This is a genomic window from Bulleidia sp. zg-1006 (genome assembly GCF_016812035.1).
Lineage (GTDB): Bacteria > Bacillota_I > Bacilli_A > Erysipelotrichales > Erysipelotrichaceae > Bulleidia.
The window spans coordinates 1,442,471-1,455,492 of sequence record NZ_CP069178.1 but is presented as its reverse complement, the minus strand read 5'-3'; the positions used below and the strand labels follow the sequence as shown (position 1 = coordinate 1,455,492).

Here is a 13,022-nt window from a genome sequence, read left to right as displayed (position 1 = left end):
TCACTGAACATTCATAAAAATTTCACAAAACCGGAACGAAAAGTAGACTTTAAAATCCACCTAAATTTAATAAAAACCTAATCATAAAAATCCCATTTTAAAGCCTAAATATACTTTGATACGAGTATAGCATAAGTGGACTAAAAAGTCTGAATTAAAATCCAACCCATTCCATACTAGAAATACTGGATAAAACATTGAAAAAGGTGGTGTTTCAAGTTTGAAAAGACCTTAATCAAACCAAAAACCACGGTACTTAAAACAAATAGAAAAAAACAGGAGGTGAACCAAGTGAAAAGACGGATAGATTTCAGAATAAAACGGATCAAAAAACCGCCACTTGAAAAAATCAAGTTACAAATCGATTGTCTACCCTGTAGCCTAAGCTTAGGGCATTTTAACTAGACTGTTTAAACAGTCCATAGTTGTTAATAAATAGATGATACAAGGAGAAAAAAATGAGAACAACCATTCACAAAATGTATCAGAGATGCTTGTCCATTGTGCTGACAACAATGATGCTGCTTAGTGCCTTAGCACCAAGTATGCAAGTGGTAGCACAAGAAATAAAAGAGAGGGCATCGGGTACAAATAACATAAGCGTAACATCATATAGTCTTGATGTTATTGACAGTACACACGATGGGAAAGAAATTGACTATAAGAAAGAGGGAAATCCTGGATACAACGATTATCTAAATGACCCTAAAAAATTTACGCAACCTATCGGAAAAGACCAAAAAGTTTCTAAACTAACGTTAAAACTGGCAGTCAACCTCTCCGCAAAAACAGCGATTAAGGATGGCGAGACGCTTGAAATTCCAGCTTACTTAGGGGATGAATTTAAAAATGCCAGCTTTGGAGCAAAGTCACTAAAAGATGGCTTAGGTAATGAAATTGGTACTTACGTCTATAATAACGGAAAATTTATTTTAAAATTTTCAGGGGACTACATTAAAAAGAACGAAGTCAAAGATTTAGGCACAGTACTTCGTACAGATGATGTAACCATTTCAAATACAACTTACGGCACAGGAAAAAATGGTGAAAAATCCACCCTCTATGGAAAAGTGGTGAATAAAACCATCGTTGCAGGCTATGAAAAGAAGAATGCCGATACACCGGCAGGACCCGGACCCCTTAGCCTTGACAATGTAACCATCAAATCTTTTGAAATCATTGATGTCGCAAATGGGAATAAGAAGATTGATTACAGAACAAGTGATAGTTCAGAGTATGAAGCATATAAGAAAGACCCGTCTAAGTTTAGTAATGCTTTTTGTGAGGGGCAAAAAAATAGTAACTTTAAGTTGAAATTATCGATGACTTATACGGCTCAAAAACCAATCTTAGAAGGTGATACCCTTACCATTCCGGCATTTGCAGGACATGAAAAGCAAAACTTTTCTTCAAAACCTTTGATGGATGGAACAAAGCATGAGATAGGTACTTGGGAATACAAGGATGGTAAAATAGAAATTAAATTCAGTGGGGAATATATAAAACATAATCAAGTCAAGAGTTTTACCGCTTCTTTTGAAACAGGAAATACGAAAACATATCTTTCTGGTGGTGGAACAACACTTATATTAGGAGAAAGAAAAACACAAATCGGTAAACTTGGGAAAGAAGATCTTGTAGTAGGTAGAGAAAAAGAGTATGTAGTATCACAGAATAACAATGAGACATGGCAAACAGTTTATAAGTCTGCACCAGGAGCCGGTGATTCTGCTGTTATATGGCAATTTGGACTAATGTCTGATTACATCAGAAAAAATATTGATGGAAAAGAACACCACTTTTTTAATTCATATTTATTAGAACATAATGGGGAATATTCACCAAAGACACTGACGGATGTATACATGGAAGATACATTTATTGATTGCGTGGAAAGTCCTACTCTGAAATCAGTAAATGTGTGGATTTCAGGTATAGACGATAAAGGGAAAGTAGTTTCTGGTAGCTATCCAGTAAATTTACCGTCTATTTTGAAAAAAATAGAACAAGGAAATAAAACGAAAACGCAAATTAAAACCTCACTTAAAAAGGGTGAATATTGTATCTATGATAATAAAGACGGAACATATACACTTATGCTTAAATGGTGGGATATGAATGATGGAAATGCTCCTAAATATGATGATATTCCATCAATTAAAGCCGCTGGTGGTGTCGGAAATTATTTAAAGAAAACCCATGATGTGTATAGCAAGCTTAAAGCATCAACTATCAATAAGATTAATAATATATACAAGGGGAAAATCGTTCAGAATCTGTATATGGATTTTCATGCGAGATACGTTCCTGTAAAAGAAAGAACAGAAATTCCAAACACTGCAACAATCAGTACCAAGCAACTTGGTAACAAAGAAGTGAAAGCAACAGGTGTTTTAACCCCACCAGCCGGTATTGCCGACGCACCAGCTGACCCGCTAACTGTAAAACTGGTCAAGTCAGATAGAAAAACAGGTGCAACCCTATCACAAGGCTTTAAGTTTAAACTACAAACCACAAAAGACAATGGTAAAACATGGACTGATGTAACTGTAAAACAGGACATGGTAGAAAAAGGAAGCCTGGATAAAGGTCAGTTAGTACCGGACAATAAGGGAACCGTTCAGATTAAAAAACTGAAGGTCGGTAAATACCGCTTTGTCGAAACAGCCCATCCAAAAGGCTACGAAGATGTAACAATCAATGATGCGAAACCAAACAGTACACAAAACCCTACTTCCGCCAACTCAAAGGTCATCACACTAACCAACCAAGGAAGCGGAGCCTATGTAGCTATGTACAATAATCCAAAGGGAGAAAAGGTAGAAGTTAAGGTAACGAAGCAGTGGGTAGGACCTGAAAAAGACACTGTCACCGTAAAACTATTGGCAGATGGAAAAGATACAGGCAAAACCCTTACTCTTACAAAAGCTGAAAAATGGCAAGGCAGCTTCAAGAACCTAGATAAACACAATATCGACGGGAAAGAAATCGAGTACGATGTCAAAGAAGTCGCCATCCCTAACTATGAAAGTAAAACAACAGGGGACGCAAAGAATGGCTTTACCATTACCAATAAGAATGTAGAGAAGGTAAACATTCCGGTTAAAAAGGTTTGGAATGGTAAAAAAGAGGATAAGGTAAGAGTAGGACTGCTTGCGAATGGTAAAGAAGTAGCCTTTAAGGATTTGAATGAATCCAATAAATGGCAGTGGACATTTAGCGGTCGTCCAAAGTATGACGATAAGGGTAAAGTAATCACCTATACCGTTAAAGAAGATAAGTTAAAGGGCTATCAGACTGTCATCACAGGAAACGCAAAGACAGGTTTTACGATTACCAACACCAATGTAGAAAAGGTATCCGTTTCGGTAACGAAGCAGTGGGTAGGACCTGCAAAAGATTCAGTTGTTGTAAAACTAAAGGCAGGAGGTGTAGAAAAAGCTACCGCCACTCTAAGTAAAGCGAATTCTTGGAAACATACCTTTAAAGACCTTCCAAAGTATGATAAGGATGGAAATAAGATTGAGTATGATATTGAAGAAGTAAGTCTAGGTGGATATATCTCAGGTAGGAGCGGTACAGCAGAATCAGGCTTTACCATTACCAATACCATTACAGGTAAAGTATCCGTTCCGGTTACCAAGAAATGGGTAGGAAAAGAAGGAACTTCAGCAACCGTTCATCTTTTAGCAGACGGTCAGAAAGTAGCCGGTGTTACTCTGAATAAGGCTAACCATTGGCAACATACCTTCACCAATCTTGAAAAGTATAAGAACGGAAATGAGATAAAGTACAGCGTAGAAGAAGAAAAGATGCCACTTTATGACAGCAACCTACAAGGAAACGCTAAAGATGGCTTTATCATCACCAATACCCATGTCCCACCTAAGAAAGAAGTCTTCACAGGTGGTACCACTACCAACATCGATGGTAAGAAGGTCAACCCCGGACAAGAATTGACTTACTCCATTACTTACAAGAATACCAAGGGTAAGGAAGTCGACGCTGTTATCAGCGATAAAGTTCCAGCCCATACGGAGTTCGTATCCGCCGATAATGGTGGTCAGTATGCAAATGGAATGGTTAAGTGGACAAAGAAGCTAGCTCATGGAGAAAGCTGGACAGTTAGCTTTAAGGTAAAAGTAGTAGAGGATGTAAATGGCGAAGAGTTAAGAAACAAAGCCAAGGTCAATGACGGCACAAATGAGTATGACACTAATGAAACTCATAACCCTACACCAACTGAACCTGAGAAAAAAGTATTCACAGGTGGAACAACTACCAACATTGATGGTAAGACAGTTCAACCTGGACAAGAATTGACTTACGCCGTTACCTACAAGAACACCACAGGTAAAGATGTCAAAGCAACGATTAGCGATACTATCCCGGCTCACACCAGCTTTGTATCTGCGGAAAATGGTGGACAATACGCAAACGGTAAAGTCACATGGACAGCTGATGTCGCTAAAGACAAGAGCGTTACCGTTAAGTTCACCGTCAAAGTAGACAAGGACGTAAACGGAGCCCCTGTCGATAACAAAGCCAAGGTCAATGACGGAACAAATGAGTATGATACGAATGAAACTCATAACCCTACACCAACTGAACCTAAGAAAGAAGTCTTTACAGGCGGAACGACGACTAACATTGACGGTAAGAAGGTCAACCCCGGACAGGAATTAACCTATGCCGTTACCTACAAGAACACAACAGGTAAAGATGTTAAAGCAACCATCACTGATACCATCCCGGCTCACACAAGCTTCGTATCTGCGGAAAATGGTGGTAAGCATGAAAATGGTAAAGTGACATGGACAGCTGATGTAGCCAAAGGTAAGAGTGTTACCGTTAAGTTCACCGTCAAAGTGGACAAAGACGTCAACGGAGCAACGCTTACTAATACAGCAAAAGTCAAGGATGGTGAAAATGAGTATGATACGAATGAAACCCATAACCCTACACCAACTGAGCCTAAGAAAGAAGTATTCACAGGTGGAACGACGACTAACATCGATGGTAAGACAGTTCAACCTGGACAGGAATTAACCTACGCTATTAGCTACAAGAATACGACAGGAGAAGAACGTGATGTAACCATTACTGATAAGCTACCGGCCCATACTGAATTCGTATCTGCAGATAATGGCGGTAAGTATGAAAACGGAATGGTTAAGTGGACAAAGAAAATAGCTAATGGTGAAAGCTGGACAGTTAGCTTTAAGGTAAAGGTAGTAGAGGATGTAAATGGTGAAGAGTTAAGAAACAAAGCCAAGGTAAACGATGGAGTAAACGAGTATGATACCAATACGGTGAAGAATCCAACACCAAAGACTCCTCATAATCCTGAACCAAAGAATCCACATTCACCAAGAACAGGAGATAGCAGTAATATTGCCCTATTGTTCATGATGTTACTGGCTTCGAGTGCAGGACTAGGTGTGACTTACATGAGAAGAAAAAGAGTGTAAGCAGTAGGCATAATAAAAGTTCATTAAAAGAAGTAGATAAAGGCAACAGGAGACAACAGCCCAATTCCTGTTGCCTTTTCTCTTTTCTTTCGTTAAAGAAAGAGGAAATGGATATTGAAGTGCACCCCAAAAGTTAGACACAAACTAATTTTTGGAGGTATCTATTTTGTTTTATAGAAACGAGTATAAAATAAAAATTAAGGGGAAAATGACCTATAAATATCATTGAAAATGTTGATTCTTTAGTACTAATAACGTACAATAATGAAAATTAAAGGGAAAAAGACCTTTAATATTAAATGGAGGTACATGACTTTGAAAATTTCAAGAGATAAGTATTTAGAAGATTTGATTGGTAGAATGCATAATGGCTTGATTAAGGTAATCACCGGATTAAGACGAAGTGGAAAATCATATTTGTTATTTGATATATTTAAAAATTATCTATTAGAACATAATACTGATGAAAAACACATCATTGAGATGTCGCTTGACCAAAGAAAAAATAAGCAATACAGAAATCCTGATATCATTCTTGAATATATAGAGAGTGCTATCGTTGATGATAAACAATATTATATTTTTTTAGACGAAGTTCAAATGCTTGAGGATTTTGAGGAAGTATTAAATTCTTTATTGCCTATTAAAAATTTAGATATTTATGTTACGGGTAGTAATTCCAAATTTTTATCAAAGGACATTATTACGCAGTTTCGTGGGAGAGGAGATGAAATCCACGTATTTCCTTTGACATTTAAAGAATTTATGCAAATCTATGATGGTGACGAATACCATGGATTTTCAGAGTATGTTACGTATGGTGGATTGCCACTGGTTGCTACAATGAAAACTGATGAACAAAAAATAAAGTATCTTAAAAACTTGTTTGAAGAAACATATCTGAAAGATATCAAGGAACGCTATAAGATTGAAAAACTTCAAGAAATGGAAGATTTAATTAAGGTTTTGGCATCAGCGGTAGGTTCTCTATCAAATCCATCGAGAATTGCTGATACTTTCAAAAGCTCACTAAAATCAGACATCAGTATGAATACCATAAAAAATTATATTGTATATTTGGAAGAGAGTTTTTTGATTCATGAGGCAAACAGGTATGATGTTAAAGGAAGAAAATACATTGGTACTCCTTTAAAATACTACTTTGAAGATGTGGGATTAAGAAATGCAAAATTAGAATTTAGACAGATGGAAGAAACCCATTTGATGGAAAATATAATATATAACGAACTCAGAGCAAGGGGGTTCCAAGTGGATGTAGGCATGGTTGAAAAGAAAGAAAAAAATAAAAAAGGATTTTATGAAAAAAAGCGTCTTGAAGTAGATTTCATAGCAAATAAGGGAAGTAATAAATACTACATTCAATCAGCATATAGTTTACTGACACCGGAAAAGGTACAACAGGAGAAAAATTCACTACTTAATATCAACGATTCTTTCAAAAAAATAATAATTGTGAAAGATGTTATAAAGCCACAAAGGGATGATAATGGGATTGCCGGTATAAGTTTATTCGATTTTCTTTTGGAGGAAAATAGTCTCGAGCTATAGTTTGAATTGCTCCTTCTGCATATATTTTTGTCGGCTTGGATTTTAATGATGATGGTTCATCATGGACATAGAAAAATAAAGAAATCAGTATAAGGCAGGGAAAAAATAGGAATCAACCATACCTTGATAACAAAATGATTAAAAGAAAAAGGGTATATGAGAGAAAAATAAAAAGAAACTGTCATATACAGGGTTTATAAGTAAGAATCAATGTGTAAAGTTATCCAACTGTCAAAAAGATTTAGCTGTAGATGTCAAGAATACTAGACTTTAAATGGCAAGAATGTTAGACTTTACGTACCATTTTGTGGTATATGTAATTAAGAAAGGTTTTTTGTGTGATTTACTACGGATTTAAAGACTTTCTATAGATGTGCAGTCGTTCTTTATTTATAGGTTTTGACCTGTAAATTAAAGTCTACCTTTCGTTCCAAACCGAGCGGTTACAAGATTTAGGAGGGGATAGATATGGTTTTTATACGAGCAGATTCCGAGCTGAATATGCGTTAGAAGAATTTAAATCTTAGAGAAAAAGGAGGATGACAAAGTTGAAAACAAGATTAAGAAGTAAATTTATGGTTGTGGCTATGATGTTCGCATTGTTGTTTCAAGTATTTATGCCAGCCGGTAATGTTTTTGCGGAAGGAACGCAGAAAGAGGTTGATGTAGAGATTACCGATTTTGAAATACAAAACACGAAAAAAGAAAAAGTAGATAAAATATTTCATAGCGATACATTTTATTTAATGATGAAGTGGGATGCATCTAAACATGGAGCAAATCTTCATAAAGGGGATTATTTCAATGTAAAACTTCCGAATACCATGAAATTCCCATCGGATGTTACAGCGAGGAATTTCGATATAAAAAACGATGATGGCGTTGTAATAGCAAAGGCTCAGGTAAATCCGGGCCTAAATGATGAGGGAGGTACGGTGAGAGTAACCTTTACGGAAAATGTGGAAAATAAATACAATGTAAAGGGAACCATGTATCTGGCCGCACAATTTGCACAAACAAAGGTTAAAATGAATGAAAAAAACGTTTTTGAAATATCCGTTGGAGTTAAGACAAAGAGTACGGATACAGAGATAATCGGAAGAAAGAAGATAACAGATGAACATTTAAGCAAGTGGGGAGGAAAGGTTATCGGGAATTCAAATTTGGCTGAATGGAATGCCAGAATAAACCATAAAAAAGCAAATTTGAAAAATGCGATTGTAGAGGATTCGCTGGTGGGAACGGGAGAAACTTTTGTAGAAGGTAGTTTCGTTCTCAGAAAGGTTCAATTTGATGAATATGGAGATTACGATAAAAATAGTGCTCAAATTGTAGATATAAGTTCTAAATTGAAACTTTCTGCAGATAAGAAAACATTTCGCTTGGAACTTGGAGATACCAGTGATCAGTATAGTTTAACATATAGATCGACGTATACACCGGGTACTACCCTAAAAAATAAGCTGAAGCTTACCAGCGAGCAAAAGAACTGGGTAGTAACTGCTTCTCATATACTCGCTGAAAGCGGAGGTCATGGAGATGGAGATTTAGCCAGCAAGATAAAACTCATAAAGGTGGATGCGGAAAATAATACAAAGGGCTTGGCAAATGCCGTATTTGAAGTTAAAAAGCCCGATGGAACAAGCTTTGAATTGAAAACAGGGGCTGATGGAACTGTGGTTTCCGGTGTATTGGAACAGGGAATTTACAAGGTAAAGGAAAAGACACCGCCACGGGGATATGAGCTTGGAAATGAGGAGTTTGAAATGGAAGTCACTCCTGCCGGAGGAGCTATCAAAACAATTACAAATAAGCCTATAAAAATTGATGTATCCGTTAAAAAAGTGTGGGTGGATAAAAAGGAGAATTCAGCAAGAGTTTCTCTATTTGCCGATGGTGTAAAAATTCAAACGGTGGAGCTCAATGAATCTAACAACTGGAAGCATACATTTACAAATCTCAGAAAGTTCAAAGACGGAAAAGTGATAAAGTATGAGGTTAGAGAAGAGCAGATGCCGAATTACAAATCCGAAATAAGCGGAGATGTGGAAAATGGCTTCACAATCAAAAACACAAATACAGAAAAAATATTAATTCCCGTTAAAAAGATATGGGTAGGTAAAAAAGAGAATTCAGCAAGAGTTTCTCTATTTGCCGATGGTGTAAAAATTCAAACGGTAGAGCTCAATGAATCTAACAACTGGCTGCACGTATTTACAAATCTCAAAAAGTACAAAGACGGAAAAGCGATAAAGTATGAGGTTAGAGAAGAGCAGATGCCGAATTACAAATCCGAAATAACCGGGAATGCGACAACCGGCTTTGTGATAAAGAATACAAATACAGAAAAAATATCAGTTCCTGTTAAAAAGATATGGGTAGGTAAAAAAGAGAATTCAGCAAGAGTTTCTCTATTTGCTGACAATGAAAAGATTCAAACGGTGGAGCTCAATGAAGCTAACGACTGGCAGCATACATTTACAAATCTTAAAAAGTACAAAGACGGAAAAGCGATAAAGTATGAGGTTAGAGAAGAACAAATGCCAAATTACAAATCCGAAATAAGCGGTGATGTGGAAAATGGCTTTGTCATTAAAAATACAAATACAGAAGAAATATCGATTCCGATTAAAAAGGTATGGGTAGGTAAAAAACTGAATGAAATAACAGTTAACCTATTAAAAGACGGTGTTAGAATTGACAGTGTAAAGCTAAATGATGGAAATGGCTGGAAACACAGGTTTGAAAATCTTGAGAAGTATGATAAAAATGATGGACATGAAATAAAATACGATATTGAGGAAGAAAAAGTAAGTGGCTATACAACAGCTATCACAGGAGACGCAAAGAATGGATTTGAGATTACAAATACCAAAGATACGCCACCTACGCCGCCAACACCACCAAATAAAACCGTACCAAAAACAGAAGATAGAACCAATCCGTTCCTATACGCTTGGTTGATGTTTGTTTCAGGAAGTTTACTTGTTCTGTTGGGTATTAGAAAAAGACAACAGCAATAAAGACTTTGAAGTGAAGCCTAAAAGTTAGACCAAGAATCGGTAATTTGAAATTTCGTAGGATTGATTGGAAAAACCTTTGAAATTTTGTAGGAAAACCCTTTGAAAAACGTGGGGTTTTACCTAAAGTTAAGGAAATGATGGAGTGATTTATCATTTCCTTTTTATGTGATTACTTGATTTCTTAACCTTGTTAGTTAGTTTATCCGGTGAGTAGGATGTATACCCGTTATCTAAACTTAGTATCATAAGGGCATCTACCTCCGTGGTTTACTAAGCGTACATAGAAGGTGTGTACATCTTTATTATTCTTTTTAGATATTACCTCTTTACAGTATTCTACTTCATCATCTTTAAGAGCGATGATAGAACTAATTGAATCGTTAATCATAAATAAAAAACCTCCTTTCAGAATAAGATTCAATCTCATTCTAAAAAGGAGTTTTTAATTTTATACAACTAGACCCTATAAATTTTCAAATTGCCAAAGGAAGTGTTCTGATGAAACACTTCCTTTTTCTTGTTATAAAGCAAAATACTATTTCAAATGCCAAATATCGTGATTGTATTCTGCAATAGTTCGATCGCTGGAGAAGAAACCGGCTTTAGCAATGTTTATGAGGGATTTTTTCAGCCATTCCATGCGATTTTCATAGCAAGCTAATAAGTCTGTCTTAACAGTGAAGTAGGATTCTACATCTAAAAGAGTCATGAACCAATCGTGGTGAATTAAGTTATTCTTTAGGGAGGATAACATTTCCTCATCCCCTAAATCCAATAGTTCTTTAGAGGTGATAAAGTTTACGCACTGACGAATCATTTCGTTGTTTTGATAGTAGTCGATAGCGTGATAAGCACTTGTTTCATATAGCTGAATCACCTCATCGGAAGATTTCCCAAAGGTATAAATATGATTACCTCCAACTAATTCCCCAATTTCCACATTGGCACCATCGTTGGTACCTAAGGTAATGGCACCATTTAACATAAATTTCATGTTTCCAGTACCGGAAGCTTCCTTGGAAGCAAGTGAAATTTGTTCGGAAATATCACAAGCAGGAACCACGATTTCGGATTTAGCAATGTTATAATTCGTTAACACCACCACTTTTAGATGTGGACAAACCTCAGAATCGTGACGAATCAAATCTTGTAGACAAAGGAGTAAGTGAATAATGTTCTTTGCCATATCGTAGGCAGGGGCGGCTTTGGCACCAAAAATAACTGTAATTGGTCTGGATGGAATATGACCGGCTTTAATTTGCAAGTATTGGTGAATAACCCATAAAGCATTGAGCTGTTGACGCTTGTATTCGTGTAATCGCTTCACTTGTACATCGAAAATAGAGCTTGGATCTACATCAATTCCTTCGTTTTCTTTGACGAATTGAGCTAGGGATACTTTATTGTGGTATTTGATATCCTCTAATTGTTGTAAGACCTTTTCGTCATGAATGAATGGTAGTAATCGTTCAAGCTGTTGAGCATCCTTGTGCCATGTGTCACCAATTAAGTCATCGATGAAACGAACCAATTCAGGGTTACAATGCATAATCCAACGACGGAAGGTAATTCCATTGGTTTTGTTGTTGAATTTATGCGGATAAATGGAGTAAAAAGCCTTTAATTCTTGGTTTTTAAGAATTTCTGTATGTAAAGCGGCAACACCATTGATGGAGGCGCTGTAGTGCATATCGATACGAGCCATGTGAACACGATTGTATTCATCGATAATAGCTAGCTCCGGATTGTTTTGGAAGCGAACTTGGACACTTTGGTGTAGGCGATGGATGATGGGAACCAATTGTGGTACCACTTCTTGTAAGTAATCCAAAGACCATTTCTCTAACGCTTCTGCTAAAATCGTATGATTTGTATAGGCACAACTGTTGCCAACAATAGTCACCGCTTCTTCAAAATCAATTCCTTCTTGAGTGAGTAATCGAATCAATTCAGGGATAATCATAGAAGGATGGGTATCATTGATTTGAACGGAAACGTGTTTGTCCAAGTCCTTTAAATGATGCCCTTTCGCTTTCTCTTCTTGAATAATGAGTTGAGCGGCGTTACTGACCATGAAGTATTGCTGGTAGATACGCAATAATTGACCCTCACGATAGCGATCGTCGGGGTATAAAAATAAAGTTAAATTCTTGGAAATATCTGTTTTATCGAATTCAATGCCATCATGAACAATCGATTCGTCAATGGTATCCAGGTCAAATAAGTGCAATTGGTTCTTTTGACCGTGGTAACCAATGATATCGATATCGTACATGGTGGAGGTGTATGTTTTTCCGGCAAGTTCAATCGAAAAGTGAACATTCGTCGGGTTTAAAATAGTGTTGTTTTTTTGCCACTCATCGGGCACTTCAACTTGTTTTCGATTTTTAAATTCTTGGCGGAATAAACCCAAATGATAGTTTAAACCGACACCATCTCCTTGTAGATTTAAGGTGGCGATGGAGTCTAAGAAGCAGGCCGCAAGACGACCTAATCCCCCGTTTCCAAGAGAAGGTTCTTTTTCAATCTGTTCAATCTGCTTAAGATTTTTATTGTATTTAGAAAGTAATTGATTTAATTCATCGTATAAACCAAGATTAATTAAATTTTTACCCAATTGCTTGCCGATTAAGAATTCAGCGCTAATGTAATAAAGCTTTTTGCCATCTTGGATGGTGGATAATTCTTTTTTCTTTTGTTGAACCAAGCCGGCAATGGCTTGAAATAACTCTGTATCAGATGCCTCTTGAATGGATGTGGGTAAGAGGGAATTTAAATGTATTTCCAGTTCCATATTTACTCCTTTGAAAATAAATTGAAAAACAACTACAACATGGAAGTTCTTCCAATGGACAGTACAAAAGCCGAAATAGAGTAGAAAGACAAACGAGTTATCGTCTACGGGATATCTTTACGTGTACTTACTTTTGGCTGTGGAATAGATATTCCATTGCCTATT

General features: G+C 36.6%; 5 protein-coding genes. 3 read left to right on the top strand and 2 right to left on the bottom strand.

Annotation, left to right across the window (positions count from 1 at the left end; all coding sequences use genetic code 11):
- Positions 1 to 458: 458 nt before the first annotated feature.
- From JOS54_RS07395 to JOS54_RS07385, 3 genes are all read left to right on the top strand, one after another.
- The gene (locus JOS54_RS07395) at positions 459 to 5,471 is read left to right on the top strand and encodes a Cna B-type domain-containing protein (RefSeq protein WP_203244950.1); all 5,013 of its coding nucleotides are present in this window, start codon (positions 459 to 461) and stop codon (positions 5,469 to 5,471) included.
- A gap of 309 nt (positions 5,472 to 5,780) precedes the next feature.
- A complete protein-coding gene (locus tag JOS54_RS07390; RefSeq protein WP_238928352.1) occupies positions 5,781 to 7,040 on the top strand; it encodes an ATP-binding protein in 1,260 nt (419 codons plus the stop codon).
- A gap of 539 nt (positions 7,041 to 7,579) precedes the next feature.
- Entirely contained in the window at positions 7,580 to 10,063 is a 2,484-nt protein-coding gene (locus JOS54_RS07385) for a Cna B-type domain-containing protein (protein WP_203244949.1), read from the top strand.
- Positions 10,064 to 10,289: 226 nt separating this feature from the next.
- Here the strand turns inward: JOS54_RS07385 and JOS54_RS07380 are convergent, their stop codons facing one another.
- Entirely contained in the window at positions 10,290 to 10,451 is a 162-nt protein-coding gene (locus tag JOS54_RS07380) for a hypothetical protein (RefSeq protein ID WP_203244948.1), read from the bottom strand.
- Positions 10,452 to 10,598: 147 nt separating this feature from the next.
- The gene (locus JOS54_RS07375; protein ID WP_203244947.1) at positions 10,599 to 12,857 is read right to left on the bottom strand and encodes a glycogen/starch/alpha-glucan phosphorylase; all 2,259 of its coding nucleotides are present in this window, start codon (positions 12,855 to 12,857) and stop codon (positions 10,599 to 10,601) included.
- Positions 12,858 to 13,022: the final 165 nt, after the last annotated feature.

What these genes read in the sequence shown, in the direction of transcription:
- JOS54_RS07375 (WP_203244947.1), bottom strand. Translation starts at nt 12,857, where the DNA reads ATGGAACTGGAAATACATTTAAATTCCCTCTTACCCACATCCATTCAA.
- JOS54_RS07390 (WP_238928352.1), top strand. Translation starts at nt 5,781, where the DNA reads ATGACTTTGAAAATTTCAAGAGATAAGTATTTAGAAGATTTGATTGGT.
- JOS54_RS07385 (WP_203244949.1), top strand. Translation starts at nt 7,580, where the DNA reads ATGACAAAGTTGAAAACAAGATTAAGAAGTAAATTTATGGTTGTGGCT.
- JOS54_RS07395 (WP_203244950.1), top strand. Translation starts at nt 459, where the DNA reads ATGAGAACAACCATTCACAAAATGTATCAGAGATGCTTGTCCATTGTG.
- JOS54_RS07380 (WP_203244948.1), bottom strand. Translation starts at nt 10,451, where the DNA reads ATGATTAACGATTCAATTAGTTCTATCATCGCTCTTAAAGATGATGAA.